Source organism: Streptomyces sp. NPDC001530 (assembly GCF_042894545.1).
GTDB lineage: Bacteria > Actinomycetota > Actinomycetes > Streptomycetales > Streptomycetaceae > Streptomyces.
In genome coordinates this window covers 291011-317628 of the sequence record NZ_JBIAVS010000004.1, presented here as the reverse complement: position 1 = coordinate 317628, position 26618 = coordinate 291011, and the positions used below count along the sequence as shown (strand labels likewise).

Below are 26618 nucleotides of genomic sequence, written 5' to 3'. Positions count from 1 at the left end.
CATTGATGACCTATCGATGACCCGTCGGTGACCGTCCGAACGCGCCGGGTGTCCCGCCCGCCATGCGAACCGGAACACCTGTCCTACGAACAGCCAATTGCCCGGCGCATAGGCCAATTGGGGGGCCGGGGCGCGGTTATCGACCTTGGGGCAGGGGCAGACGTCGGGGTATGGGCTGGACGCACGACTACAGTGACGCAGCACGAAACCGCCGCTCGGCCACGGGCCTGAGCTCCCATCAAAGGGGTACGCCGCAGTTCGCGGGCACGGACCCCCGCGTGGGGATCCCGCACATTCTGCGCCGCCGGGCCCGCTGGGTCTCGGTGCGGCTGCGTCACCCACGCGGCTGAGCCCGCAGCACCTTTCACCCGTCACCCGTCGGAGCTACAGCGCGCAGCTGTCGCTGTCCACCTGCTGGTTGGCGGTACGCCCCTTGGTGACGTCCTCCTGGACCTCGTCCGCGGTGAGCGCGTACCCGGTGTTGGCGTCGTCGAGCGACTTCGCGAAGACCACGCCGTACACCTTGCCTTCGGGTGTCAGCAGCGGGCCGCCGGAGTTGCCCTGGCGCACGGTCGCGTAGAGCGAGTAGACATCGCGGCGCACCGTCTTGCGGTGGTAGATGTCCGGGCCGTTGGCCGTGATGCGCCCGCGCACGCGCGCGGGCTGGACGTTGTACGCCCCGTTCTGCGGGAAGCCGGCGACGATCGCGCTGTTGCCACTGGTCGCGTCCTGGGCGCTGAACTTCAGGGCGGGCGCGTTCAGGTTCGGTACGTCGAGTACGGCGATGTCGCGCTCCCAGTCGTACAGGACGACCGTGGCGTCGTACTTCTTGCCCTCACCGCCGATCTGGACGGTGGGCTCGTCGACTCCACCGACCACGTGCGCGTTGGTCATCACGCGGCGGTCGCCGAAGACGAAGCCGGTGCCTTCGAGGACCTTGCCGCAGCTCTGGGCGGTGCCCATGACCTTGACGATGGACTTCTGGGCGCGGGTGGCGACGGCGCTGTTGGCGAGGGCCGGGTCGGGGGGCCGGACATCGGTGATGGGCTCGTTCGCGAACGGGCTGAAGACCTGCGGGAAGCCGTTCTGCGCGAGGACCGAGGAGAAGTCGGCGAACCAGGTGTTGGCCTGGGAGGGCAGCGCCCGCGACACGCCGAGCAGCACCTTGGAGTTACGGACCTCCTTGCCGAGCGTCGGCAGCGTCGTACCGGCGAGGGCCGAGCCGATCAGCCAGGCCACGAGCAGCATCGCCACGACGTTGACGAGGGCGCCGCCCGTCGCGTCCAGGGCGCGGGCCGGGGACCAGGTGATGTACCGGCGCAGCTTGTTGCCGAGGTGGGTGGTGAGGGCCTGGCCCACGGAGGCGCAGACGATCACGACGACCACCGCGACGACGGCGGCGGTCGTACTCACCTTGGTGTCGTCGGTCGCCCAGCCCCAGATGACCGGGAGCAGGTAGACGGCGACGAGGCCACCGCCCAGGAAGCCGATCACCGACAGGATGCCGACGACGAAGCCCTGGCGATAGCCCACGATCGCGAACCACACAGCGGCGACCAGCAACAGGATGTCCAGCACGTTCACCGCTTCAAGCCTCGCCTCATCACTCTCCGGTCGCCATCGCCCGGCCGGGGGTCCGGCCCGCCGCGCCGCGGCAATTGAACATGGCGTCTCCCGGGAAAACACAGCACGGAGGTCACCTTGTCATGCGCGCCAGTCGAGCGGGACCTGCTTACCGCGGTCCCAGGGGCGCTCCCAACCCGCGTAGTGCAGGATCCGGTCGATGATTCCGGCGGTGAAGCCCCAGACCAGGGTCGATTCGACCAGGAATGCCGGACCTCGGTGGCCGCTGGGGGCCGCGGTCATCACGCGGTTGGCGGGGTCCGTGAGATCCGCCACGGGGACGGTGAAGACGCGGGCCGTCTCGTTCGGATCGACTACGCCCACCGGCGTCGGGCGGCGCCACCAGCCCAGTACAGGGGCGACGACGAAGCCGCTCACCGGGATGTAGAGCGTCGGCAGCACGCCGAAGAGCTGGACGCCGCTCGGGTCGAGCCCGGTCTCCTCCTCGGCCTCGCGGAGAGCGGCCCGCAGCGGCCCGTCGGCCTTCGGGTCGCCGTCCTCGGGATCGAGGGCGCCACCGGGGAAGGAGGGCTGGCCGGCATGCGATCTCAGGGAGCCGGCGCGCTCCATGAGCAGCAGCTCGGGGCCGTGGTCGCCCTCGCCGAACAGGATGAGGACGGCGGACTGCCGCCCCGCGCCGTTCGCCGGGGGCAGGAAGCGGCTCAGCTGGAGCGGCTCGACCGTCTCGGCGGCGCGCACCACCGGGGCCAGCCAGTCGGGCAGACCGTCCTTGCTGAGTGTCACCGGGCCGCCCTGTGTGTTGCTCGCGTGCGTCATCGCCACCCCCGTTCTGCTGTTCCCAACGCCTGCCGGTGCCGCGTTCGTTCCATGCCGTGGCGCGTCGTCCGGCGTGTCGCCCGATTCGTCGTCCGGCCCGTCATCCGGCGCCCAGTGGGGGTGCCGGGATGCCGCCCGCGTCCAGGTACGCCTGCGGGGGCTTGAGGCGCTGGCCGGGGAAGCCGCCCTTCTCGTACTTCAGGAGCTTCTTCGCCTTCTCGGGGTCGGTCTCGCCCTCCCCGTACGCCGGGCAGAGCGGGGCGATGGGGCAGGCGCCGCAGGCGGGCTTGCGGGCGTGGCAGATACGGCGGCCGTGGAAGATCACATGGTGGGAGAGCATCGTCCACTCGCTCTTCGGGAAGAGCGCGCCGACGGCCGCCTCGATCTTGTCCGGGTCGGTCTCGTCGGTCCACTTCCAGCGGCGGACGAGCCGCTGGAAGTGCGTGTCCACGGTGATTCCGGGGCGTCCGAAGGCGTTGCCGAGCACGACGAAGGCGGTTTTGCGGCCCACGCCGGGGAGCTTGACGAGGTCTTCGAGGCGGCCGGGGACCTCGCCTCCGAACTCCTCCACGAGGGCCTTGGAGAGCCCTATCACCGACTTGGTCTTGGCCCGGAAAAACCCGGTCGGGCGCAGGATCTCCTCGACTTCCTCCGGGTTGGCGGAGGCCAGGTCCTCGGGGGTCGGGTACTTGGCGAAGAGCGCCGGAGTCGTCTGGTTCACCCGCAGGTCGGTGGTCTGGGCGGACAGGACCGTGGCGATGATCAGCTGGAAGGCGTTCTCGAAGTCCAGCTCCGGGTGGGCGTACGGGTACACCTCGGCGAGCTCGCGGTTGATGCGGCGGGCTCGACGCACGAGGGCGGGGTCGGGCGGGAGCGCCTGTTGGGGGGACTTCTTGGAGGGGGGCGCTTTCTTGGCGGCCGCTGCCTTCTTGGCAGCCGCCTTCTTGGCAGCCGCCTTCGTAGCCGTCGCCGTCTTGGCGGCAGGCACCTTCTTGGCAGCCGTCACTTTGCTGGTCGTCCCCTTTTTGGCGGGCGCCGTCTTCGTAGTCGCCTTTTTGGCGGGCACCGTCTTCTCAGTCGCCGTCTCAGTCGCCGCCTTCTTGGTGGTCGTCGTCTTCTTGGCCGCTGCCTTCTTGGTGGTGGCCGTCTTCTGGGCGGTCGCCTTCGTGGCCGTCGTCTTCTTGGCGGCTGCCGTCCCGCCCGGCGTCGCCTTCTTCGTCGGCGCCTTGGTGGAGGCCTTCACCGGCGTCGAATTTGTCGCTTTTGTCGGTTTCTTGGTTCCGTCGGGGCTCTGTTCGCCCACAGCGGAATCGCGACGTACAACCACCCGCCCAGCCCCCTTACCCTGTGCTCTCACCGGCGATTTGGACACCCGGCCAGCCTAAAGCCCGACACCGACATCCGCCCCGGACCGAGGAGATCGGCCCCCAATTGGCCCCCTGCCGCACTCGCCGGGACGCCAGTGCGGCAGACTTGTGACTGATCACACTGTTTGGACCGTCCGGCAAGATGGGGAACACGGTCCCCTGGTACACGGGGGAGCAAGATCCCCTGAGCAGGTCGACAAGGAGAGAACTCGTGGACGACGTTCTGCGGCGCGCCCCGCTCTTCGCGGCGCTCGATGACGAGCAGGCCGCGGAGCTCCGCGCCTCCATGAGTGAGGTGACCCTCGCACGCGGTGACGCTCTCTTCCATGAGGGCGACCCCGGCGACCGCCTCTACGTGGTCACCGAGGGCAAGGTGAAGCTCCATCGCACCTCCCCCGACGGCCGCGAGAACATGCTCGCCGTCCTCGGCCCCGGTGAGCTGATCGGCGAGCTGTCGCTGTTCGACCCGGGCCCGCGCACGGCGACCGCCACCGCGCTGACCGAGGTCAAGCTGTTGGGCCTCGGCCACGGGGACCTTCAGCCGTGGCTCAACGCACGGCCCGAGGTGGCCGCCGCGCTGCTGCGCGCCGTCGCCCGGCGCCTGCGCAAGACCAACGACCAGATGTCCGACCTGGTCTTCTCGGACGTGCCGGGCCGCGTTGCCCGCGCGCTCCTGGACCTCTCCCGCCGCTTCGGCGTGCAGTCCGAAGAGGGCATCCACGTCGTGCACGACCTCACGCAGGAGGAGCTGGCCCAGCTGGTCGGTGCGTCCCGCGAGACGGTCAACAAGGCGCTCGCCGACTTCGCCGGGCGCGGGTGGCTTCGCCTGGAGGCGCGAGCTGTGATTCTGCTGGACGTGGAGAGGCTTGCGAAGCGTTCGCGCTGACGCTTCGTCCCGGCCGTACGTCGACGGGGTCCCGCCTCCTTGGGAGGCGGGGCCCCGTTGTGGTTGCCGGAGGCGCGGGTCCGGTTGTGGTTGCCGCGGGCGCGGGGCCGAGTGTGGTTGCCGCAGGAGGGTTTTCGCCCCCTCCGCCCCTACCCGTCCCGACCCGGGGGCTCCGCCACCCCCGTATCGGCCTGACGGCCTCGTCCTCAAACGCCGGACGGGCTGAAAGAACCTGACGGCCCCGTCCTCAAAACGCCGGACGGGCTGAAAGAAAAATGACCTGCCCTGCCATCTGCGGCAGGGCACAGTGGGCTCATGAGCGGCAGAGGGCTCGACCCCCAGGGATACATCGAGCGCGAGGGATCCCTCGGGCGGATTCCGCACGCGTTTCGGCCGGTCGTCGCCGCGGCGCGTGACCGGGTGCTGGATGTCTTCGGGGCGCGGCTGACGAGCGCGTACCTCTACGGGTCGATTCCGCGCGGCACCGCGCGCGTGGGGCGCTCCGACCTCGACCTGCTGCTCGCTCTGCGCGAGGAGCCCACGGAGGCGGACCGGGCGGACGCGCGGGCGCTCGAGGAGGCGCTCGACAAGGAGTTCGCGCAGATCGACGGGGTCGGGACCCTGCTGCTCAGCCGTGCGCGGGTGCTGAGCGACCTGGAGACGTACGACCTCGGCTGGTTCGTCGCCTGCCTCTGTACGCCCCTGTTGGGCGAGGATCTTGCCGAGTACCTGCCGCGCTATCGCCCCGACTCCCTGCTCGCCCGGGAGACGAACGGCGAACTCGCCCTGCTGCTGCCCCGCTGGCGCGAGCGGATCGACGCGGCCGCGGACGCGGACACAGACATGGGCACGGACACGGACATCGCAGAGGCCCTGCGGCCGCTCGTCCGCTACATGTCGCGCCATCTCGTCCGCACCGGTTTCACGCTCGTCATGCCGCGCTGGAACGGCTGGACCAGCGATCTGAGGGAGATGGCCGAGGCGTTCGGCGGGTACTACCCGCGGCGGGCCGCCGAGATGCGGCAGGCGGCCGTCCGCGGATACGAGCCGAGCGGCGAGCTCGCCGTCCTGCGCTCGTACGTCGACGATCTCGGGCCGTGGCTCGCCGAGGAGTACGCGCGCGTGCACGGCGTCAAGGCTCCACGACCGGACGGCCCCTGAATCAGCACGGCCGGACGGCTCTTGAATCAGCACGGCCGGACGGCCCCTAGATCAGGCCGTGCTCGCGCAGGTAGTCCATCTGGGCCCGCACGGACAGCTCCGCCGCGGGCCACAGCGAACGGTCCACGTCCGCGTAGACATGCGCGACGACCTCGCCCGGCGACCGGTAGCCGTTCTCGACCGCCGTCTCGACCTGGGCGAGGCGGTGGGCGCGATGGGCGAGGTAGAACTCGACGGCGCCCTGGGCGTCCTCGAGGACGGGTCCGTGGCCCGGCAGGACGGTGTGGACGCCGTCGTCGACCGTCAGTGAGCGGAGCCGGCGCAGGGAGTCGAGATAGTCGCCCAGACGGCCGTCCGGATGGGCCACCACGGTCGTACCGCGGCCCAGGATGGTGTCACCGGTCAGAACGGCCCGATCGGCCGGGAGATGGAAGCACAGCGAGTCGGCGGTGTGTCCGGGGGTCGGTACGACGCGCAGTTCGAGCCCGCCGACGGAGATCACGTCCCCCGCGGCCAGCCCCTCGTCCCCGAGCCGCAGCGCCGGGTCAAGCGCCCGCACCTTCGTCCCGGTCAGCTCGGCGAACCGCGCCGCGCCCTCGGCATGATCCGGGTGCCCGTGCGTCAGCAGCGTCAGCGCGACCCGTTTCCCGGCCTTCTCAGCCGTGTCCACGACATTCCGCAGATGTACGTCGTCCAGGGGCCCCGGGTCGATGACGACCGCGAGCTCGGAGTCCGGCTCGAAGACGATCCAGGTGTTGGTGCCGTCCAGGGTCATCGCGGACGCGTTCGGGGCCAGCACGTTGACCGCGCGCGCGGTGGCGGGGCCGGAGAGGACCGCGCCGCGTGGCTGGCCGGGGAGGGCGGTGGCGTCGGTCATGCGGGGGCTCCACCGGTCGGGATGCGCTTGGTGAACTCGTCGTGGCCTGGCCAGCTAAGGACCACTTCGCCGTTCTCCAGACGGGCCTTGGCCAGGACGGCGGTCAGGTCGCGGGCGGGAGCGGCGGCGAGGACGTCGGCGGCGCTGTCGTACGGGATGAGCTGGCGCAGGGTGGCGATGGTGGGCGGCATCATCAGGAGCTCGCCCTTGTCGTATCCGTCGGCCGCGTGCGCGGGGCGGATCCACACGGTGCGGTCGGCCTCCGTGGAGGCGTTGCGGGTGCGCTGGCCCTCCGGGAGGGCGGCCACGAAGAACCAGGTGTCGTAGCGGCGTGTTTCGAACTCCGGGGTGATCCAGCGGGTCCAGACGCCCAGGAGGTCGGACCTGAGCACGAGTCCCCTGCGGTCGAGGAACTCGGCGAAGGAGAGGTCGCGGGCGACCAGGGCCGCGCGGTCCGCCTCCCACTCCTCGCCCGTGGTGTCGCCGACCACGGTGTCCGGGGTGGGTCCGGCGAGCAGGACGCCCGCCTCCTCGTACGTCTCCCGTACCGCCGCGCAGACGATGGCCTGGGCGGCGGTCCCGTCCACGTCCAGCCTTTTCGCCCACCACGCGCGCGTGGGGCCCGCCCAGCGGATCTGGTGCTCGTCGTCGCGGGGGTCCACCCCGCCGCCGGGGTACGCGTACGCGCCTCCGGCGAAGGCCATGGAGGCGCGGCGGCGGAGCATGTGCACCACGGGGGTGTCTTCTGTGTCCTTGAGCAGCATGACGGTGGCCGCCCTCTTGGGGGTGACCGGTGTCAGCGTGCCCTCCGCGAGCGCGCGGATCCTCTCGGGCCACTCCGGTGGGTACCACTGCCCATTCGCCATGGGCGGAGGCTATCCCGTGCCGGGCGGATGTTCGAGAGCCGATCGCCGCCCACGATGATCGGCGCCAAGGGTGCGGTGGGGTTTTCTTCGCCCCCTCCGCCCCTACCCTCCCCCAAGCTCTCGGCTTCGCTCGAGCAGGGGGACCCCCATCGCCCCTGGGGGCTGCCGCCCCCAGACCCCCGCATCGGCCTTGACGGCCTCGTCCTCAAACGCCGGACGGGCTGAAAATCTCAGCCCCTCCCGCGTTTGAGGAGCGGGATCTGGGGCGGAGCCCCAGAGACGGGACCCTGCTCGCCTACGCCCCCGTCAGCTCCACCTGGAGTTCGACCTCGACCGGGGCGTCCAGCGGGAGGACCGCGACGCCGACCGCGCTGCGGGCATGGACGCCCTTGTCGCCGAGGACGGCGCCGAGGAGTTCGCTCGCGCCGTTCAGGACGCCCGGCTGGCCGGTGAAGTCCGAGGCGGAGGCGACGAAGCCGACGACCTTCACGACGCGCGCGATGCGGTCCAGGTCGCCCACGATGGACTTGACCGCGGCGAGAGCGTTCAGCGCACAGGTGCGGGCCAGGTCCTTGGCCTCCTCGGCCGTGACCTCGGCGCCCACCTTCCCGGTGACCGGAAGCTTGCCGTCCACCATCGGGAGCTGGCCCGCGGTGTAGACGTACACGCCGGACTGCACGGCGGGCTGGTACGCGGCCAGCGGCGGGACGACATCCGGCAGGCTCAGCCCGAGTTCCGCGAGCTTCGACTCGACGGCGCCGCTCATGCCGACTTCTCCCGCTTCAGGTAGGCCACCAGCTGCTCGGGGTTGTTCGGCCCGGGCACGACCTGGACGAGCTCCCAGCCGTCCTCGCCCCAGGTGTCCAGAATCTGCTTCGTGGCATGGACGAGCAGCGGCACGGTTGCGTATTCCCACTTGGTCATGTGGCCGACTGTAGCCGCTGCCGTGCGGAGCCTCGCGCACACGTTGTCCACAGCCTCCTGCGTAGTCCGGCGGCGGACTGGTTAGGCTCGAATACGTGAGCAGGCTCCAGGTCGTCAGCGGCAAGGGCGGTACCGGCAAGACCACGGTGGCCGCGGCCCTCGCGCTCGCCCTCGCGACCGAGGGCAAGCGCACCCTCCTCGTGGAGGTCGAGGGCAGACAAGGCATCGCGCAGCTCTTCGAGACAGAAGCGCTGCCCTACGAGGAGCGGAAGATCGCGGTCGCTCCGGGGGGCGGGGAGGTGTTCGCCCTGGCCATAGACCCCGAACTGGCCCTTCTGGACTACCTCCAGATGTTCTACAAGCTGGGCAGCGCCGGCCGCGCCCTGAAGAAGCTCGGCGCCATCGACTTCGCGACCACCATCGCGCCCGGTCTGCGGGACGTGCTCCTGACCGGCAAGGCCTGTGAGGCCGTCCGCCGCAAGGACAGGAGCGGGCGGTTCGCGTACGACTACGTCGTCATGGACGCACCGCCCACGGGTCGCATCACGCGCTTCCTGAACGTGAACGACGAGGTGGCGGGCCTCGCCAAGATCGGTCCGATACACAACCAGGCACAGGCCGTCATGCGCGTCCTCAAGTCGCCGGAGACCGCGGTGCACTTGGTGACGCTGCTTGAGGAGATGCCCGTCCAGGAGACCGCGGACGGCATCGCCGAGCTGCGCGCCGCGAAGCTGCCGGTCGGCCGGATCATCGTGAACATGGTGCGGCCCGCGCTCCTCGACGAAACCGATCTGGAGCTCACCGGCGCCGTTCCCCGCAGCGCCATCGCCAAGTCGCTCTCCGCGGCCGGACTCGGCGGCGCCCGCCGCGGCGGACTCGCCGAGCGGTTGGTGGAGCCGCTGCTCCAGCAGGCCGAGGAGTACGCCGAGCGGTACGCCCTGGAGCGTGAGCAGCGGGCCGTGCTCCAGGAGCAGGACCTGCCGCTGCACGAACTCCCGCTGCTCGCCGAGGGAATGGACCTGGCGGGCCTGTACGAGCTCGCCACGGAACTGCGCACGCAAGGGATCTCATGAGTCTGAACCCGGCCCGCGTACTGGACGTCGACCCGCTGCTCGACGACCCGAAGACCCGCATCGTGGTGTGCTGCGGCTCGGGCGGCGTCGGCAAGACGACCACGGCGGCGGCCCTGGGGCTGCGCGCCGCCGAGCGCGGCCGCAAGGTGGTCGTGCTCACCATCGACCCGGCGCGCCGGCTCGCCCAGTCCATGGGCATCGATTCGCTGGACAACACCCCGCGGCGCGTGAAGGGCGTCGAGGGGGACGGCGAGCTGCACGCCATGATGCTCGACATGAAACGCACCTTCGACGAGATCGTCGAGGCGCACGCAAACGGCAAGCAAGCGGCCGCGATCCTCAACAACCCCTTCTACCAGTCGCTTTCGGCGGGCTTCGCGGGCACGCAGGAGTACATGGCGATGGAGAAGCTGGGGCAGCTGCGGGCCCGTGACGAATGGGACCTCATCGTCGTCGACACGCCGCCCTCGCGCTCGGCGCTGGACTTCCTGGACGCCCCCAAGCGGCTCGGGTCCTTCCTCGACGGACGGCTGATCCGGCTGCTGACGGCACCGGCGAAACTGGGCGGCCGTGCGGGGATGAAGTTCCTGAACGTGGGGATGTCGATGATGACCGGCACCCTGGGCAAGCTGCTGGGAGGCCAACTCCTCAAGGACGTCCAGACATTCGTGGCCGCGATGGACACGACGTTCGGCGGCTTCCGTACGCGCGCGGACGCCACGTACAAGCTGCTCCAGGCGCCCGGCACGGCGTTCCTGGTGGTGGCGGCCCCGGAGCGGGACGCGCTGCGCGAGGCCGCTTACTTCGTGGAGCGGCTGGCCGCGGAGGACATGCCGTTCGCGGGTCTGGTGCTCAACCGGGTGCACGGCAGCGGCGCCGCTCAGCTGTCCGCCGAGCGGGCGCTCGCCGCCGCGGAGGATCTCGATTCCACGGCCGATTCAGCGGCTGATTCTGACGCTGACTCCGAGGCTGATTCCGAGGCTGCAGAAAATCTTGACAACGCCCGCATTGTCGATCAGGGGGACGGGAAAGCTGGACTTCGTAACTCTCCCGACACGTACGACAGTTCAGAATCTGCCGCTTCCGAAACACCAGCTCCTGACGGTCCCGACGTAGGCTCCCCCGCCACCACGGACAGGACCGCCGTCACGGACAAGGACCGGACTGCCGCGGCGGACACCGACCGGACCGTCGAGCAGCTCACCGCAGGCCTGCTGAGGCTGCATGCCGAGCGCATGCAGCTGCTCTCCCGCGAGCAGCGCACGCGTGACCGCTTCGCCGCGCGCCACCCCGAGGTGGCGGTGGCCGAAGTGGCCGCGCTGCCGGGCGACGTACACGATCTCGCGGGGCTGCGGGACATCGGGGACCGGCTCGCGGCCAATCGGCCGGAGCTGCCCGAAAGCTGAGAATCCGAGGTGGCCCGAGGGGAGCCCGAGCGGAATGCCCGAGGCCCCTGGGAGACGCCCTGCCCCGAAGGGAGGCGCCCCTCAGCCCACCGCCGCGTAGCGCTCGTACACCTCTTCCTCGTCGAGGGGCAGCAGGCCCGCGCCGCGCTCGTACTCCGTACGCGCGGTCTCCAGCAGGCGACGCCACGAGGTGACGGTCGGTCGCCGGCGCAGCAGCGCGCGGCGCTCACGCTCCGTCATGCCACCCCACACGCCGAATTCGACGCGGTTGTCGAGCGCATCGGCGAGACATTCCGTGCGTACCGGACATCCGGTGCACACTGCCTTCGCCCTGTTCTGCGCTGCTCCTTGAACGAACAGTTCATCCGGATCGGTAGTGCGGCAGGCCGCCTGCGCACTCCAGTCGGTTACCCAGCCCATACCGGCGCCGTCCTCTCCCGAATCGAGGCTCCCCCACGGCGGCAGCGGCATATTCACCGCCGCCAGTTGAGGACGTTACGGAAGGTGGGCACAGCGCAACACCCCCTTCGGGCCCAATCTTGAATGGCCCGAACGGACTATGCGTAAGCGGCAGATCACCCGGGGGAGTGAGCTGAGGACATGCGTGAGCATCCCGGCAAACCGGGACAGTTCAGTTGAGTCACAACGGACACCTGGTGACGCATGAGGCGGATTCGGACACGCCCTCAACGCACCCTCAACCAAAAAAAGTTGGGGAACCTCCGGAACGATTCGGGTTCGCCGGACGTATTGATACGTGACCGCACTGCTGTGACAGTTGAGAACAGCTTAGGCCAAGGCATATACGCGTGTCCGGCGAATGAGAACGTAGGCTGCCCTCATGCCAAAGAAGCGCTCGGGCGGTGGTCTGTCCCCTACGCAGCAGGCCGCCAAGTTCCTCGGTGTCAGCGTGCTCGCGGGTGCCGTCATGGCCGGAATCGCCTTGCCCGCCGCGGGCGCGCTCGGTCTCGCGGCCAAGGGATCCGTTCAGGGGTTCGACGACATTCCCGACAACCTGAAGAGTCCGGCGCTGAGTCAGCGGACCACGATCCTGGACAGCCAGGGCAGTCAGATCGCGACGGTCTACTCGCGCGACCGCACGGTGGTCGACCTCAAGGACATCTCGCCGTACATGCAGAAGGCGATCGTCGCGATCGAGGACTCCCGCTTCTACCAGCACGGTGCGGTCGACCTGAAGGGCATCCTGCGCGCCCTGAACCAGAACGCGCAGAACGGCGGAGTGGCCCAGGGCGCCTCCACCCTCACCCAGCAGTTGGTGAAGAACTACTTCGTGGAGGAGGCCGGCGACGACCCGACGAAGGTCGCCCAGGCCACCCAGCAGACCCTCGGCCGCAAGATCCGCGAACTGAAGTACGCGATCCAGCTCGAGGAGAAACTCGGCAAGAAGAAGATCCTCGAGAACTACCTGAACATCACGTTCTTCGGCGAGCAGGCCTACGGCATCGAGGCCGCCGCCCAGCGCTACTTCTCCAAGCCCGCCAAGGAGCTGAACCTCCAGGAGTCGGCGCTGCTCGCGGGCATCGTCCAGTCCCCCAGCCGGTACGACCCGGTCAACGACGAGGCGGAGGCCACCAAGCGCCGCAACACCGTGCTGCAGCGCATGGCGGACGTGCACGACATCTCCCAGCAGGAGGCCGACGCGGCCAAGGAGAAGAAGCTCGGCCTGCACGTGAGCCGGCCCAAGAACGGCTGCATCACGGCCGTCAAGGGCGCCAGCTTCTTCTGCAAGTACGTGGAGCACGTCTTCCTGAGCGACCCGGTCTTCGGCAAGACCAAGGAGGCCCGGGCGAAGATCTGGAACCAGGGCGGCCTGACGATCCGTACGACGCTCGACCCGCAGTCCCAGGAATCGGTGCAGACGTCGATCAAGTCGCACGTCAACAAGTCGGACAAGGTCGCCGCGGCGGCCACCCTGGTCGAGCCGGGCACCGGAAAGATCCTCGGCATGGGCCAGTCGAAGCCGTACGGCTACGGGAAGAACGAGACCGAGTACAACTTCTCGGTCAACTACGACATGGGCGGCTCGAACTACGGCTTCCCGACCGGTTCGACCTTCAAGCCGTTCGTGGCCGCGGCCGCGCTGGAGCAGGGCCGGCCGGCGACACAGGAGTACTCGTCGCCGTACAAGATGCCCTACCCCAGCCCCGTACAGACGTGTGGCAGCAAGCCCTGGACCAACCAGGCCAATGAGCAAGTACCGAATGAGAGCAAGTCGGAGGTCGGTCCGTACCGGCTGAAGGAGGCGATGGCCAAGTCGGTCAACACCTACTTCGTGCAGATGATCTCGGACATCGGCCTCTGCCCGGTGATGAACCAGATCGACAAGCTCGGCGTCGTCCAGGGCAATGGCGACAAGCTCCCCCAGGTGCCCTCCATCGCCCTCGGCGCCAAGGGCATCTCCCCGCTGACGATGGCCACCGCGTACGCCGCCTTCGCCTCCCGCGGCATGTACTGCACGCCGATCGCCATCGAGTCGATCGCGCAGAAGATCGACGGCAAGCAGAAGTCCCTCGAGGTGCCGAAGTCGACGTGCCAGCGGGCGATGTCCGAGAAGACCGCGGACACCGTCAACACCCTGCTGAGCGGCGTGATCGACTCCGGTACGGGCCAGCAGGCCGGTCTCACCGACCGCGCCAACGCCGGTAAGACGGGTACGACGGACGAGCGCAGGAACGCCTGGTTCGTCGGCTACACGCCGAACCTGTCCGGCGCGGTCTGGGTCGGCAGCGCCACCCAGAAGGTCAAGATGGTGAACATCACGATCGGCGGCGCGTACCACGCCAAGGTCTACGGCGGCGAGGTCCCCGGCCCCATCTGGCGGGACTTGATGACCGGCGCCCTCACTGGCAAGGACTCCCCGGCCTTCAACCTGGTCGACATTCCCGACCTCGACAAGGACAAGGGCCGCGACGACGGTGACAACGGCGACGACAACGGCAATGGGAATGGCAACGGAAACGGCAACAGCACCAACGGGGACACCATCGGCGGTCTGACCGACGGTGGAACGTTCCCGACGCCTTCCTTCTCCATTCCCGAGGGCTGGATTCAGGGCAACACCAACACCGGCAACGGAAACGGCGGGCAGCGCGGCTGACCCGTACCCCTTGACCTGCGAGGGAATACCCGCACTCGTGAACTGCGATTGAAGCGTTCGGCGTGATTACGTCAGCTTCGCGGTAAGGGCACCTTCTCGGCGGTGGGCGTGACATATTCGCCCCCGGCCCCGCCTTGAGGGTGCCCTTGCTGTTGCCAGCTCACTTGGAGGGGACATGAAACTCAGATCCCGGCTCGGTGTCACGTTCAGTGCGTTGCTCGGTTCCCTGACTCTTGCCCTCGCCGTACCGAATTCGGCCGCGGCGGCGTCCTGCGACAACTTCGGATGCGACGGCCACGACCCGAACGTCCAGACCTGGCAGACCGGACCGGTCAGCCCCTACGGCCCGTACGACCTCGGCGGCTCGTTCGCATACGAGCTGCGCTGGGGCAAGACGGACGGGGACCAGTACAGCTGGGGCCGCCTCTGGTACATCAGCGGCTCCGACGAGCAGAAGTGGACGGTCTACGTCCAGCGCTGCACGAAGAGCCACTCCACGTGTTACTGGCGCCTCGGCGCGAAGACGGGCGGTGCCTCCGGCTGGACTTCGAAGGTCCCCGGCGGAACGAACTACTACTTCACGCGCACCCCGATGTACTACAACCCGTCGGGTTACGAAATGCGGGCCTGCGTGGAGGACCCCTCGGGCGACCAGTCGTGCACCCCGTGGTACTGAGCCCGGCCGGTTACCATACGTAAGCATGCCCTGAAAGCGAGCGGGGATGGCGTAATTACGTCACCCCGCTCGCCCCGTTAACAGACTTTGGTGAGATTTATTCAGCTGTCCCGAATCACAAGCGCTTCCTAGACTTGCCACGCGAGAGGCAGTGATCGACTGCTGCTACTTGGGGGAGGCGACTTGACCGTTACGCCAGAAATAAACGCCAGTAATCCGAGAATTGACGCCAACGACCAGAAGATCCTGAATCTGTTGTACGAGGGGCTGAACGACGCGTCGATTGCCCGGCACTTAGGAGTGGGGCACCGCACGATACAGCGCAAAGTGCACCGCCTTATGGAACTCCTCGAAGCAAATGGGCGGGTGGCCCTGGGGGCGCGCGCACAGGAACTCGGGCTTCTGGGGAGCAGCGATCACTAGCGACCCGTACAGACGGACGTGGACACCCGGGTGACCTCCGGGAGCCCGCGTGCGGGGGTCAGCGTGAACTGGAGGCAGGCCGACGTCTGTTCGCGGACGTCGGGCCTGCCGGAGGTTGCGCGTGTGGGGAAAGTGACGACCGTGCTGTCGCCCCGCGTGGTGACGGTGGCCGTGCCACGGGCCGGCAAGGCCCGCGGCCGACGTACCGCCGAAGGAAAGACCACCACGTTCGCGCAGGGCAGATCCGGCTCATTGGGCCTGCGGGCCGGGGCATCCGGGCAGGCCGACGACCGCCACGGAGGCGGCTATCAGCGCGAGAGAGATACGCGCTCCATTTCTCAGCCTCAAGGATTCTCCAAGGTCCGGAAGAGCCGCGCGAAAAGCCGCCTTCCGCTCAAGAACTTGCCATGCACATTCAAGAACTCCACATGGTCGAACTTGGCGTAATGACGTCACCGCGGCGGAACCGAGCCGCCGTTCGCGATCATCATGCTTGGATGAGAGCGAGCGTTGAGGGGGCGGGGATCGTGGGCACGAACAGGGCACGACGTACGGCAGGAGCGGGGCTCTTCGCGGCACTGCTGCTGGCGTCGGCCTCAGCCTGCGGGACGGACGACGACGGGGCGTCACCGGCGAACGGCGGGAGACACGCGAGCGCCGACAAGCCGAGCGGCAGCCACGCCGAGCGGTCCATGGTGGGCCTCGACCTGTTGACGGCCATGAAACAGACCGCAGACGACGGAAAAGGATTCGGCCTCAAGGACGCGACCAGCCTGGGCCGCCATGTCGACCCGGGGCAGGCACGGAAGTACGTCGTGTGCTTCGAGAAGGTGGTCCCGCGTCTGAGCGCCGTGGACCTCTTCGCGGTTCCCTCCGACGAGAAGTGCCCGAAGAAGCGGGGCGCCGTGGCGCCCGCGCCCGAAACCCCGGACGCCGTCGGAAAGACCCTCGTGGGCTCCCTGCCCGGGATTCTCATGACGGGATACGACCCGAAGCACATCAAGGTGTTCAAAACCAGCGATCCGGACACACCCGTACAGCCGAAGCCGTTGGCCGACTGGCACGTCTGCGCGCAGAGCCCGAAGGCGGGAAGGGATTTCGACGCCTCGGCGGACGTAGAACTCCACGTGGCAAAGAAATGCCCGTAGAACTGCCGTAGAACTGCTCGTAGAGATTCCCGCAGGGACGCCCACAAAAATCCCGCAGAGACGCCTACAGAAAAGCCCTAGAAAAGCAGGACTGTTGGGCTACGACGCGGTGGCGGGCGCGCGGCACACGGCTACCTGAGGAGCGGTGGTGCGGTCGGGCTCGTAGCCTTGTGGGCCAGGACGAACTCCTGGCCCACAAGGGCGTTCTGTCGCCGCCTCAGCCGGCGAGGAGCTGCTTCACGACGGCAGCGACGCGGCCGCCCTCGGCCTGGCCGGCCACCTTCGGGTTCACGATCTTCATGACCTGACCCATGGCACGCGGCCCCTCGGCACCCGCCGCCTTCGCCTCCTCGACGGCCTGCGCGACGATCTCCTGGAGCTCCTCGTCGGACAGCTGCTTGGGCAGGTACGCGGCGAGAACCTCGCCCTCCGCCTTCTCCCGCTCGGCAGACTCGGGGCGCCCGCCCTGCGCGAAGGCATCGGCGGCCTCGCGGCGCTTCTTCGCCTCGCGGGTGATCACCTTCTGCACTTCGTCGTCGGAGAGTTCGCGCTTGGTCTTGCCCGCGACCTCCTCCTTGGTGATCGCGGCGAGGGTCAGCCGGAGCGTCGAGGAGCGGAGCTCGTCGCGCTCCTTGATCGCGGCGTTGAGGTCTTCCTGCAGCTTCGACTTGAGCTTGGTCATGCCGTCGATTGTCGCAGGTGTGATGCGGCGGTCGCCTGTTCATTTCGACGCGCGCTGCGCATGCGCCCGGGGTTGTCCACAGGCGGGGAGGCGGGGGCGTCCGGGTCTGACACGATGGACGCATGCGCGCGCGATACGGAGTACCCCTGGGAATCACGGCGGTGGGCGCCGCCGGTCTGTTGTACGCGGCGGGTTTCGAGGCCCGTTCGTTCCGCCTCCGGCGAGTGACGGTCCCGGTGCTGCCACCGGGGATGCGACCGCTGCGCGTCCTTCAGGTCTCCGACATCCACATGGTGAGCGGCCAGCGCAAGAAGCAGCGGTGGCTGCGCTCCCTGGCCGGGCTGCGCCCCGACTTCGTCATCAACACCGGGGACAACCTCTCCGACCCCGAGGGCGTGCCCGAGGTCCTGGACGCGCTCGGCCCCCTGATGGAGTTCCCTGGGGCGTACGTCTTCGGTTCGAACGACTACTACAGCCCCAGACTCCGCAACCCCGCCCGCTACTTGATCGAGAAGACCCAGGGCCGCCACGGTCTGAACGGCAACGCACCGGTGGTGGGCGCCCTCCACAACCCGTGGGAGGACCTGCGCGACGGCTTCGATACGGCCGGCTGGCTGAATCTGACGAACACGCGGGGGACGCTGAAGGTCGAGGGCGCGGAGATCGAGCTGACCGGCCTCGACGACCCGCACATCAAGCGGGACCGCTACGCGCGCGTGGCCGGCGGCCCGTCCGAGTCGGCCGACTTCTCGATGGGCGTGGTCCACGCCCCGTACCTGCGCACCCTGGACGCCTTCACGGCCGACGGCTACCCCCTGATCCTGGCCGGCCACACCCACGGCGGCCAGCTCTGCCTCCCCTTCTACGGCGCCTTCATCACCAACTGCGACCTCGACACGGACCGCGTGAAGGGCCTGTCCACGCATACGACGGAGGGGCGCACGGCGTACATGCACGTCTCGGCGGGCTGCGGGACGAACCGCTACACGCCGGTACGGTTCGCCTGCCCGCCGGAGGCGTCGCTGCTGACGTTGGTGGAGCGGAGGTAGCGGAGGCGGGCGTTCCATGGGGCGGGCGGGACGGAAGTGACCACGTAACCCACCCAGACGACACGAATCGCCCGATTCGCCCGTTCCTCTTAGCGTGGGGCCATGATCGCCCCCATACCCAGGGACATGCCCGACCTCCCCGCGATACCGGGCATCCCCCCGCCGGTCCCCTCCGTCGTCCCCGCGACGGCGGTGGTGGCCCCCGCGCCCCGCCCGGTGGCGGCGGCCTTCCGCCTCCTCGTGGCCCTCGCGGCGGCGACGGGCGTGACCATCGACCTGATCCTGGGCAGCCCGCCGCAGGTCCTCAGCTACTTCACGATCCAGGCCAACGTGCTCGTGGCCCTGGTCTTCACCGCCTCGGCCCGGCGCGCGTGGACGGCCCGCCGCCCGCTGCCCGGAGCAGTGACGGGCGCCACACTGCTCTACATCTCGACCACAGGCCTGGTCTACCACCTGATCCTGGCGAACCAGTCCAGCGGCTTCTCGATGACGGGTGACGTCGCCCCGCTCACGGGCTGGCAGGCGGTGGCCAACCACCTCCTCCACACCGCGACGCCGATCGCGGCCCTGGCCGACTGGCTCCTGCTGACCCGCCCCACCCCGCTGGCCGTGCGCAACGCGGCCACCTGGCTCGTCTACCCCCTCGCCTACCTGGCCTTTTCCCTGGCCCGCGGCCTGCTGATGTCCCCCGGCACCCCGGCGCGCTACCTCTACTCCTTCGTGGACGTCGACCAGCACGGCTACGGAGGCATCCTCGGCAACGCGGCAATCCTCGGCCTCGCCTTCTACGCCCTCGCCCTCCTCACCGTCGCCCTCGACCACCTCCGCCCCGACCCGGTCCGCCGCCGCGTCCGCCGCCCCGAAAACCGGATTTCGTCTCCGGCCACCGGTGGGCTAAAGTAAACGACGTCGCCGCGACAAGCAGCGACAATCGGGGTGTAGCGCAGCTTGGCAGCGCGCTTCGTTCGGGACGAAGAGGTCGTGGGTTCAAATCCCGCCACCCCGACAGCTAAGTAGCAGGTCAGAGGGCCCTTACCGGGTAGGTAAGGGCCCTCTGACGTTGCTGCGTGTCTATCTGGTCGACTACCGCTCCGGATCCCCCTTGAAGATGCCGTCCATGACCACGGCTCCGGTCTGGATCACCGGCCGGATCTGCTTGCGGTACACCTCCTCGGTCACGGCCGTTCCGGAGTGGCCGACGAGACGGGAGATCTCCTCCAGCGGTATGCCGCGATCGGAGAGCAGAGACACGAAGCTGTGGCGGAGCTCCCGCGGCGTCCACTCGTCGGCGTTGATCCCCTCGGCGTCCCTTAGCGCCTAGCGGAAGGCCCGCCGCACGTTGGTGGCGTCGAGCGGCTTGCCCACGGCTGACGAGAAGACGAGCCCATGTTCCTGCCAGTCGTCACCAGCAGCGAGCCGCTCCCAGCCCTGGTCTTCGAACTGCTGCCAGAGGACCTCGACGCAACGCGCCGGCAGGGCGAAGGTTCGCCGCGATTTTCGGGTCCCCGCCACGCCGGACCGAGCGCCACACCGCGATGTGCGGAGGCTGCGGCGGATCGGCGTCCGGCTTGCCCTTCAAGAACACGTGATCCCAGGTGAGCGCCCGTAGCTACTCGGTGCGCGCGCCGGTCAGCAGGGCGACGACGATGTACGCGTGCATCGAAGTGCCCCCGGCCGCCTTCAGTACCGCCTCTGCCTGAGCGAAGGTGAGCGCCTTGGACGGTCGGCCCGCCTGCCCTTGAGGCACGGAGCACAACTCCACGACATTGCGCTTCACCTTGTCCCGGGCCATAGCTCGCTTGACCGAGCGGTTCAGACAGGAATGGACCGCCTGCAACGTGCGCGTGCTGAGGATCCGGGCCTTGGCCGCGAGCCAACGGTCGACATCTTCCGGGCTCAGGTCGCGGAGCTTCCGGGCGCCGAGAGCAGGGATGACGTGCTTCTGGCTCAGGTTGGTGCAGTTCTCGACCGTGCGAGCGTCGCGACCTGCCAAGCCGTAAGCAAGCCAGTCGTTCGCGGCATCGTAGTTCGTGGGGGCGATGGTGAGACCGTCCTCATAGTCCCGCAACACCTCCTTGAGCTTGTTCTTCGCCTCCGTCTTGGTCTTGCCACTCCCCCGCCGAACGATTCGCTTGCCGCTCGGATCAAAGCCCAGGTTCGCCGTGGCAATCCAACGCTGTCTCTTCTCGTCCCAGTGCAGACGGCCGTCACCACGACTCCGCCGCATGGTCATCAGGCTGCCTCCGCCTGCTGGCTTTGGATGAAGTGGCGTACGGCGTCGGCGGGTATGCGGCGAGAGCCATCGATTTTGATGGAGGCGAGCCGGTGCGTGTGGATCAGGTCGTAGACCTTGGAGCGTCCGACCTTGAGTCGCGCCATGGCCTCGGTCACGGTCAGCAGTTCTGCGGTGGCGGTGGTCATGCTGCGGCTCCTTCCAGGGCGAGTTGGTCGCGTATGGCTCCGCGGGCGGTTTCGCGGTTCAGCTGGAGGTCCCGGGCGATGGTCTCGGCGAGGGCGGACTCGCCCGGGGTGTGGCCGTGTCCGGCGTATTGCCAGTCGGCGAGGACAAGCACGGTGTCCGGCTCGCGGTCGTCCAGGCTGAGGGCTTCGCGTTCCTGGGGGGCGCGGTAGTCGGCGCGGGCCTGGCGCAGCTCACCGAGGGGGGCAGCTCAACAGACTGCCCGACGCGCCGGAAGCTTACGGGGCCATGATCACTCGCGCCAAAGCAGCTCCCGGCCAAAGTCGCTACGCCGACCTCGCTCCTTCGCCTGCGGCAATACGGCTGGCGACCAGGTGGAGCCGTCGGAGGCTGGATTGCAGGCCCTGTCAGTGGCGCTTAGCGTGATGTCGGGGACTCCAGGGGCTCTCGGGTGCGGTGCGTGCGGCGGACTTAGCAGGGCATGCGCCCGGGGTCCAGTCCATCGAGGTGATCAATGATGACTGACAGCACACAGACGCTCGTCAAGAATCTCGCCGACACCTTCAGGCATCCGATCCGTTCGCCGATCCTCCACTCTGACCTCAGATCAGTGCGCTGCGGCGAGCGGTCCTGATCACGGACCTCAGTAGGCCGCACGAACCCAGCTCGCTCACGTGATCATGCTGGGCGAGTCGGTAAAGGCCTCGAGGGGAACCTGACGCCGATGACGCTCTGCGCACGGGCGTGCTCCGTCGAGAAAGAAAGGTCCGGAGTCTGGTCGCCGACGAGGATGCCGCCCACCGGCATTGTTCCTGTCCGGAACGCCCGCCGAGTTCGTCGGGCGCTGAGAGACGAAAGGTCACTCATGCCACAATCCATGCGCGCGCTCGTAGCCGGAAAGGTTGGCGAGCCGGCCGATGTCCTGCGGCTGGAATCCCGCCCTGTTCCCACGCCAGAAGCCGGTCAGGCGTTGATCCGTGTGAAGGCGACTCCGATTCACGCCAGTGATCTGCACGTGCTGCGTGGCCGCTACGGTTTCTCCCCGGAGTTTCCCACTGTCGGGGGTCACATGGAATGCGTGGGCCGTATTGAGGCCCTGGGCCCGGATACCGAGGGACTGAAGATCGGCGAGCGCGTGGTGGCCGTTGCTGTCCCGGCGGTACCCGGGCCGCATGTGGCCGGCACTTGGCAGGAATACCTTGTTGCCGATACACGAAGGCTCCTGCCGGTCCCCGATCATCTGAGCGACTCCAGCGCCTGTCAGCTCGCCGTCAACCCATTGACCGCGCTGCTCCTCGTGTCTCGCGAACTCGACGTACAGCCGGGTGAATGGTTGTTGCAGACGGCCGCGGGCTCCACCGTCGGCCGGCTCGTCATTCAGCTGGCCAGGCATCTGGGTATTCGCACGATCAATGTCGTGCGGCGGCGCGATGCCGTTGAGGAGATCAAGGCGCTTGGTGGTGAGGAGGTCATTTGCACTGAGGACGAGGACCTGTTGCAGCGTGTGGCCGAGATTGCAGGATCGGCTGGCGTGCGCAAGGCCATCGACTGTGTCGCGGGCCATGTGGGTGCCCAGGTATCCCAGGCATTGGCTCCGGGAGGAGAGGTCGTGGTCTACGGCGCTCTCTCTACCCATCGGCAGACTGACCCGGCAGCGCTGACGATCCCGCTGCAGGCACGCTCGGTTATCTACGAGACCAAAGCAGTCCGTGGCTTCTGGCTGAACCGCTGGTTCGGCACTGCCTCACCTGCGGATGCGCTGCGCGCGCTGTCCGAGGTTCGCAGTCTCGTCGCTGATGAAGTGCTGAGCATCCCCCAAGGCGAGCCGTTCCCGATCGAACGCTTCACCGAAGCCATCTCGTTCGCCGAAGCACCCGCACATGGCGCAAAACCGCTCTTCGTCTTCGAGGATGGCCGGGACGAAAACGACAGGTAAGACGCGGCCCGGCCGGTGCTGGCGGCGGTGCGACTGCGGCGGGGCAAGGCCGCCGACGCCCGCGGCGCCGCCCAGCTCGGCAGCCTTTAGCGCTCCCGCACCGGTGTTTCCCGCACGCGAGGAGCAGCAGCGGCGAGTGTCCAACTGCGTGACAACGCCGACGGACAACGGCGGACCAGTACGGACGTCTGCGGACCGTCAGCGCAGGTGAGGAGCCCACCGACCCAAGGTCGAGCGCCTGCCCAAGTTGCTTCGGGACGAAGAGGTCGTGGGTTCAAATCCCGCTACCCCGACAGAGAAGTACCAGTTCAGGGGCCTGATCCGCTGAGCGGATCGGGCCCCTGAGTGGTTGTGGGCGCCGTTTTGGGAGCCGTTTGGGAGCCGAGTTCGAAAGCCCGCTCCCAAGCGGCTTCCACAAGAGCGAGGTCATCCCCCGTCGTACCGGGAGGAGTTCTCATTCGCCCCGGCCGGCGCGCTTCAAGACGTCTGCGGGTTGTTCGATGCTGGGGGCGCCGCTGGTGCGTCCGTCGGCGTTGCGGTAGATCCGGCACGAGAAGCTGACGGCGGCGTCCGGTGGGGCGAAGGGGTCGCTGCCGTTGATCAGAAGGGTCGGGGAGCCGTGCATGCCCATCTGGGTTGCCTCCTCCTCGCTGGTGATCACACGGACGTCCACGGGGGCGGCGTCACGGGGCAGCACCTGCTTCAGGTGCTGAAGCATCGCGGGGGCGTTCGGGCAGTCGGGCACCGTGAGCACGACGAGTTCCATGGTCTTCCCCTTCACGTTTCTGGGGTGGCCTCGTACCGGCCACGGTAGATCTCGTCCGGTGCGGGGAACCGTGAGCGCGGTCACCGAGCCGGTGACAGTGTCGTGCGTCCGGTCCCGACGGCCGTGGCGCTGCACTAGCGACAACAGCGCCGCACTGTAAGCGGGATCACCGAAAGGACCGGAGCTGCCGTACTAACGTCGCGGGTATGAACCCTCCCGACCTGCCCGGAGGTGGACGCTCATGATGCGCGCTGTGTGGCGCGGAGCGGTACTCGCCCAGGCGGAGCGCACCGTCGTGGTGGAAGGCAACCACTACTTCCCGCCCGAGTCGCTGGACCGTACGTACTTCACGGAGAGCCGGGCGCGGTCGCTGTGCTTCTGGAAGGGTCTCGCCCGCTACTACACGATCACCGTTGACGACCAGGTCAACGCGAACGCCGCCTGGTACTACCCGCATCCCAGCCCGCTCGCCAGGCGGATCAAGAACCATGTCGCCTTCTGGAACGGCGTCGCGGTCGAAGAAGTGGTGCCGAAAGACCACCGGTGACGGTGACTGGCGCCGCCCGCCTGGTGCGGACCGCAGCATGGACCGCGGGCGTGGGCGGCGGGCCGGCCGCCGCCCATCTGGGGCTGGTGACCAGGGCGTGACCGCCGACGCCACCACCCTGACCACCCTCGCCGCCCGCACCGACACCCCCGCCGGGAACCTGCGGCCTGGCGCCCGCCACCCCCAGATCACCCTCATCCACGAGCAGTTGGCCGCCCTGGCCGGCACCTCCCGCGAGACCTGCGCCAAGGTCCTGCACGACTTCGCCGACCACGGCCTGCTCCGACTGAGCCGCGGCCGCATCACCGGGCCGGTCCGACTCGACGACTGCGACCTCGACTCGGCCGACATCGACGCCCGTTACGTTCTGACCTGCCGCACCCGCCCCCGCGACGACCGGGCCGAGGGCGATCAGCGCGGCGAGGCCCGCGTAACCGTAGGTCAGGGTGGTGAGGGAGGCGACCGAGGCGACGCACAACGGGCCGCCCGCGTCGCCGAGTTCGCGGCCCAGTTCGGAGGCGAGAACCGCCCGGCGGCGAGCCGCAAACGCCGGTTCAATCGCCGTAGGCGGCCAGCGGCACGGCATGCACCCGCCTCGACGTGAAATTCCGTCTGTTCGGGACAGCTTCTGCCGCGCCATCCTCAAATGTGCCGCCGCACCTGAACATTTGGGTAAGTGCCCGAATAGGCGACCATATATGGTGCGTAGCGGATTGAGGTGTAACGCGGCCGCGCCGACAAGACGCAGAAGGAGAGAGGAGCGGGTAAACGCCCCGGACCGAATTTCAACGCCCCGGGCGACCTCGCCGACACGACACCTCGTCAGATCGGAATTTCTCGTGAGCAACACAGACCCGGTTTCCGGATACCCCACGTACAACCAGCCCTCGGGCCCAGACCGCTCCGTGCGCCGCCAGGCCGCTGGACGGCGCACGGCGCTGACGGTCTGCACGATCGCCGACGCCGCGGCAGGTCTGCTGGTCCTGTGGATCCTGTTGTTCCTGCTCGACGCGAACCAGGCGAATGTATTCGTCAAGTTCGTGCAGGGAGCGGCGGACTGGCTGGCCTGGTGGTCGCAGGACATTTTCACGATGGACACAGAGGGTCTACGCGTCGTCCTTAATTATGGACTCCCTGCAGTTATGTATTTGCTGATCGGTCACGGAATCGCCGCCCGGATCAACCGGGCCTGACAACACCGCGAGCCGTTGCCGAATCCCGGCACAAACCGCTGCAGAAGCACGACAGCGCAAGGACCGACTGTGACACGCAGCCCCACTGAAAAAGTCCAACTGCCGATCTACGAGGACCTGGTACGCGAACGCGGTGACGCTGTCGCGGAGGCTCAGCTGGCGGCAGAACACACGCAGCATCAGGCGGCGGAACTACTCGGCAGACAGGACGCGGGTCACCCGGCCTTTCACTCCGATGCTCAGGCCAGAGCCACAGCCGGCGATCAGCCGGAGTGGCGCGGGGCGCTGCCGTGAACTAGGACGGCCTGCACTGCCCCGCAGCATCGTCTCGCATCCTCGGTCGTCCGGCTCTCCAATCTTCCGGACACCCGCAGTGGGTCCGAAGCGGACGCGCACCGTGAACCCGGGGATTCGGCAGTGAGGTCCGGATTCTGTGCGCAGGAGCAGACCGGTCACGGGGTGCCCCGGTTCGGAAGTCGGTGCCCAGCATGCGTTTCCTCCTGCCAGGCCTATGCGGAGACCCTGCCACCATGCCGCCCCGGTGCACAGGACTCGGGCCCGCGGTCCCGGTGCCCCGCGGGTCTCACCCGGCTGGGCAAGAACAGGCCGAACGGGGGTGTGAGGACTCGCGGAAGGGGCCCAGAGAATCTACGCAGGAGTGCCACACAGACTGCACACGGCCTTTCGAAAGCCTCGTTAGCGTGACTGATCGCTCGATCCCACGTGCGCACGTGACCAGGCCGTGGCCCCGGTGGGCCGACGGCGCAAGCAACCCAGGAAGACCGCAGATGGACTACTGCTCCTCGTGTCGTCGACATCTCAACGGCGCCCTGGTGTGTCCGGGGTGCGGCGCCTACGCCCCGGACATCGCTCCGCCCGCCGCCGCCACTCGCACCGGCCCGGCCCGGGGCGCCACCTCACCGATGACCGGCGACGCACCCGGCACCACGACTGCCGGCGAGTCCGAGGCCCCCGACATCTGGCACGACGACCCCCTGCGGGGCGAAGCAGAGCTCGGGGCCGGCACAAGCGCGGCCCCGTCCGCCGACGTCGAGGCCACTCCGCCCGCGCGGCAGGGACGGGCGGCACGGCGTCGCCAGCTGGCGCGCTGGAAGAAGAACAAACGCCGGGCAGTGGTCGCGACCGCCGTCGCACTCGTGGGAGGCGGTCTGACCATCGCCTCGCTGGACCGCCACTCCCCCGACCAGGCGAAGGCGGCCACCGCGCCGGACGACCGGAGCATGGGTACGGCGGAGGAGCAGACGCCTGAGCGCACTCATCCGGCGTCGACACCGCCCACCACTCACCGGTCGTCACACACCACTCCGGAGGCGCAGCCACCGGCGACCAACGCCCCGCGGCAGCAGTCCCTCACGGCCTCACCCCGCACGACTTCGCCGATCACCCGGCCGGACGCCGCCGATCCTCCCCGTCCGGCTGCGACGTCGGCCCCGCAGCCGCAGACCACCGCCGCGTCCTCGGGCGACACGGCCCCGGACCGCACCGGTACGGCGGCGGAGCAGCCCTCGGCGCCCGCAGCCTCCGACGACACGAACTCCGGCACGCCCCAGACCAACCCCGCACCGGCATCGACGTCACCGACGGAGGTCTGCCTGCTGGTGGTGTGTCTGGGCTGACTGTGCTCAGCACCCGGCCGTGACCGGCTCGGCGCAAGAAGAACCGAGCGCGGAAGCCGTACGG

At 68.6% G+C, this 26618-nt stretch carries 25 protein-coding genes, 1 tRNA gene and 3 pseudogenes; 16 read left to right on the top strand and 13 right to left on the bottom strand.

Annotated features, from left to right (window positions below):
- The first annotated feature begins 170 nt into the window (after positions 1-170).
- Positions 171-350, top strand: coding sequence for a hypothetical protein (locus tag ACFY0T_RS09430; protein WP_388866485.1), 180 nt, complete (start codon positions 171-173; stop codon positions 348-350).
- Positions 351-384: 34 nt separating this feature from the next.
- On the opposite strand, the gene ACFY0T_RS09425 is transcribed toward ACFY0T_RS09430, so the two are convergent.
- The 3 genes from ACFY0T_RS09425 to nth form a co-directional block, all read right to left on the bottom strand.
- Entirely contained in the window at positions 385-1584 is a 1200-nt protein-coding gene (locus ACFY0T_RS09425; protein ID WP_388866482.1) for a MarP family serine protease, read from the bottom strand.
- A gap of 120 nt (positions 1585-1704) precedes the next feature.
- A complete protein-coding gene (locus tag ACFY0T_RS09420) occupies positions 1705-2400 on the bottom strand; it encodes an NUDIX hydrolase (RefSeq protein ID WP_388866479.1) in 696 nt (231 codons plus the stop codon).
- 100 nt (positions 2401-2500) lie between these two features.
- On the bottom strand, positions 2501-3643 hold the full coding sequence (gene nth / locus ACFY0T_RS09415) for an endonuclease III (protein WP_388866476.1): 1143 nt from the start codon (positions 3641-3643) through the stop codon (positions 2501-2503).
- 335 nt (positions 3644-3978) lie between these two features.
- Here nth and ACFY0T_RS09410 point away from each other — a divergent pair, with 335 nt between their 5' ends.
- Positions 3979-4653 (top strand): Crp/Fnr family transcriptional regulator, encoded by a 675-nt coding sequence (locus tag ACFY0T_RS09410; RefSeq protein ID WP_006382668.1) that lies wholly within the window; start codon positions 3979-3981, stop codon positions 4651-4653.
- Positions 4654-4968: 315 nt separating this feature from the next.
- Positions 4969-5814: a nucleotidyltransferase domain-containing protein gene (locus ACFY0T_RS09405; protein WP_388866473.1), complete on the top strand. Its 846-nt coding sequence runs from the start codon at positions 4969-4971 to the stop codon at positions 5812-5814.
- A gap of 46 nt (positions 5815-5860) precedes the next feature.
- Here the strand turns inward: ACFY0T_RS09405 and ACFY0T_RS09400 are convergent, their stop codons facing one another.
- The 4 genes from ACFY0T_RS09400 to ACFY0T_RS09385 all read right to left on the bottom strand — a co-directional run bounded on the left by ACFY0T_RS09400 (position 5861) and on the right by ACFY0T_RS09385 (position 8481).
- A complete protein-coding gene (locus ACFY0T_RS09400) occupies positions 5861-6691 on the bottom strand; it encodes an MBL fold metallo-hydrolase (RefSeq protein ID WP_388866470.1) in 831 nt (276 codons plus the stop codon).
- Positions 6688-7557, bottom strand: coding sequence for an NUDIX hydrolase (locus tag ACFY0T_RS09395; protein WP_388866467.1), 870 nt, complete (start codon positions 7555-7557; stop codon positions 6688-6690). Before ACFY0T_RS09395 ends, ACFY0T_RS09400 begins: the two co-directional genes overlap by 4 nt.
- 295 nt (positions 7558-7852) lie before the next feature.
- On the bottom strand, positions 7853-8323 hold the full coding sequence (locus ACFY0T_RS09390) for a RidA family protein (RefSeq protein WP_388866464.1): 471 nt from the start codon (positions 8321-8323) through the stop codon (positions 7853-7855).
- Positions 8320-8481: a DUF4177 domain-containing protein gene (locus ACFY0T_RS09385; RefSeq protein ID WP_075033571.1), complete on the bottom strand. Its 162-nt coding sequence runs from the start codon at positions 8479-8481 to the stop codon at positions 8320-8322. Before ACFY0T_RS09385 ends, ACFY0T_RS09390 begins: the two co-directional genes overlap by 4 nt.
- 95 nt (positions 8482-8576) lie before the next feature.
- Here ACFY0T_RS09385 and ACFY0T_RS09380 point away from each other — a divergent pair, with 95 nt between their 5' ends.
- Positions 8577-9554, top strand: a complete 978-nt coding sequence (locus tag ACFY0T_RS09380; protein ID WP_388866461.1) for an ArsA family ATPase — start codon at positions 8577-8579, stop codon at positions 9552-9554.
- A complete protein-coding gene (locus ACFY0T_RS09375) occupies positions 9551-10960 on the top strand; it encodes an ArsA family ATPase (RefSeq protein ID WP_388866457.1) in 1410 nt (469 codons plus the stop codon). The genes ACFY0T_RS09380 and ACFY0T_RS09375 overlap by 4 nt, the downstream gene beginning before the upstream one ends.
- 81 nt (positions 10961-11041) lie before the next feature.
- On the opposite strand, the gene wblA is transcribed toward ACFY0T_RS09375, so the two are convergent.
- A complete protein-coding gene (gene wblA / locus ACFY0T_RS09370) occupies positions 11042-11380 on the bottom strand; it encodes a transcriptional regulator WblA (RefSeq protein ID WP_028799159.1) in 339 nt (112 codons plus the stop codon).
- A 421-nt stretch (positions 11381-11801) separates the two neighbouring features.
- Between wblA and ACFY0T_RS09365 the strand changes: the two genes are divergently transcribed.
- The 3 genes from ACFY0T_RS09365 to ACFY0T_RS09355 all read left to right on the top strand — a co-directional run bounded on the left by ACFY0T_RS09365 (position 11802) and on the right by ACFY0T_RS09355 (position 16325).
- On the top strand, positions 11802-14078 hold the full coding sequence (locus ACFY0T_RS09365) for a transglycosylase domain-containing protein (RefSeq protein WP_388866454.1): 2277 nt from the start codon (positions 11802-11804) through the stop codon (positions 14076-14078).
- A gap of 175 nt (positions 14079-14253) precedes the next feature.
- Positions 14254-14754 carry a hypothetical protein gene (locus tag ACFY0T_RS09360; RefSeq protein WP_388866451.1) on the top strand — a complete coding sequence of 167 codons (501 nt, stop codon included), beginning with the start codon at positions 14254-14256 and terminating at the stop codon, positions 14752-14754.
- A 920-nt stretch (positions 14755-15674) separates the two neighbouring features.
- The gene (locus ACFY0T_RS09355; RefSeq protein WP_388866448.1) at positions 15675-16325 is read left to right on the top strand and encodes a hypothetical protein; all 651 of its coding nucleotides are present in this window, start codon (positions 15675-15677) and stop codon (positions 16323-16325) included.
- A 217-nt stretch (positions 16326-16542) separates the two neighbouring features.
- Here the strand turns inward: ACFY0T_RS09355 and ACFY0T_RS09350 are convergent, their stop codons facing one another.
- On the bottom strand, positions 16543-17007 hold the full coding sequence (locus tag ACFY0T_RS09350) for a GatB/YqeY domain-containing protein (RefSeq protein WP_388866445.1): 465 nt from the start codon (positions 17005-17007) through the stop codon (positions 16543-16545).
- 122 nt (positions 17008-17129) lie between these two features.
- Here ACFY0T_RS09350 and ACFY0T_RS09345 point away from each other — a divergent pair, with 122 nt between their 5' ends.
- The 3 genes and pseudogenes from ACFY0T_RS09345 (at position 17130) to ACFY0T_RS09335 (ending at position 19062) form a co-directional block, all read left to right on the top strand.
- Positions 17130-18056, top strand: a complete 927-nt coding sequence (locus ACFY0T_RS09345) for a metallophosphoesterase (protein ID WP_388866442.1) — start codon at positions 17130-17132, stop codon at positions 18054-18056.
- A 102-nt stretch (positions 18057-18158) separates the two neighbouring features.
- A pseudogene (locus tag ACFY0T_RS09340) lies at positions 18159-18954 on the top strand (Pr6Pr family membrane protein).
- A gap of 34 nt (positions 18955-18988) precedes the next feature.
- Positions 18989-19062 (top strand) — tRNA-Pro (locus tag ACFY0T_RS09335).
- Between the two features lie 77 nt (positions 19063-19139).
- On the opposite strand, the pseudogene xerC reads toward ACFY0T_RS09335, so the two are convergent.
- The 3 genes and pseudogenes from xerC to ACFY0T_RS09320 all read right to left on the bottom strand — a co-directional run.
- Positions 19140-20289 (bottom strand): annotated as a pseudogene (gene xerC, locus ACFY0T_RS09330) (tyrosine recombinase XerC).
- Positions 20289-20477 carry a helix-turn-helix domain-containing protein gene (locus ACFY0T_RS09325; RefSeq protein ID WP_388866439.1) on the bottom strand — a complete coding sequence of 63 codons (189 nt, stop codon included), beginning with the start codon at positions 20475-20477 and terminating at the stop codon, positions 20289-20291. The pseudogene xerC and the gene ACFY0T_RS09325 overlap by 1 nt, the downstream one beginning before the upstream one ends.
- A pseudogene (locus ACFY0T_RS09320) lies at positions 20474-20716 on the bottom strand (replication initiation protein); the annotation flags it as partial. The gene ACFY0T_RS09325 and the pseudogene ACFY0T_RS09320, both read right to left, overlap by 4 nt.
- A gap of 636 nt (positions 20717-21352) precedes the next feature.
- On the opposite strand from ACFY0T_RS09320, the gene ACFY0T_RS09315 reads away from it, so the two are divergent.
- On the top strand, positions 21353-22411 hold the full coding sequence (locus ACFY0T_RS09315; protein ID WP_388866437.1) for a zinc-dependent alcohol dehydrogenase family protein: 1059 nt from the start codon (positions 21353-21355) through the stop codon (positions 22409-22411).
- A 454-nt stretch (positions 22412-22865) separates the two neighbouring features.
- Here ACFY0T_RS09315 and ACFY0T_RS09310 read toward each other — a convergent pair whose 3' ends face one another.
- Positions 22866-23177 carry an alkylmercury lyase gene (locus ACFY0T_RS09310; protein ID WP_388866435.1) on the bottom strand — a complete coding sequence of 104 codons (312 nt, stop codon included), beginning with the start codon at positions 23175-23177 and terminating at the stop codon, positions 22866-22868.
- A 241-nt stretch (positions 23178-23418) separates the two neighbouring features.
- Here ACFY0T_RS09310 and ACFY0T_RS09305 point away from each other — a divergent pair, with 241 nt between their 5' ends.
- The 4 genes from ACFY0T_RS09305 to ACFY0T_RS09290 all read left to right on the top strand — a co-directional run bounded on the left by ACFY0T_RS09305 (position 23419) and on the right by ACFY0T_RS09290 (position 26554).
- A complete protein-coding gene (locus tag ACFY0T_RS09305; RefSeq protein ID WP_388866433.1) occupies positions 23419-23724 on the top strand; it encodes a DUF427 domain-containing protein in 306 nt (101 codons plus the stop codon).
- A 97-nt stretch (positions 23725-23821) separates the two neighbouring features.
- Positions 23822-24328 (top strand): helix-turn-helix domain-containing protein, encoded by a 507-nt coding sequence (locus ACFY0T_RS09300; protein WP_388866431.1) that lies wholly within the window; start codon positions 23822-23824, stop codon positions 24326-24328.
- Between the two features lie 235 nt (positions 24329-24563).
- Complete coding sequence (locus tag ACFY0T_RS09295; protein WP_388866428.1) at positions 24564-24917, top strand: hypothetical protein; 354 nt, start codon at positions 24564-24566, stop codon at positions 24915-24917.
- A gap of 788 nt (positions 24918-25705) precedes the next feature.
- A complete protein-coding gene (locus ACFY0T_RS09290; RefSeq protein WP_388866425.1) occupies positions 25706-26554 on the top strand; it encodes a hypothetical protein in 849 nt (282 codons plus the stop codon).
- Positions 26555-26618: the final 64 nt, after the last annotated feature.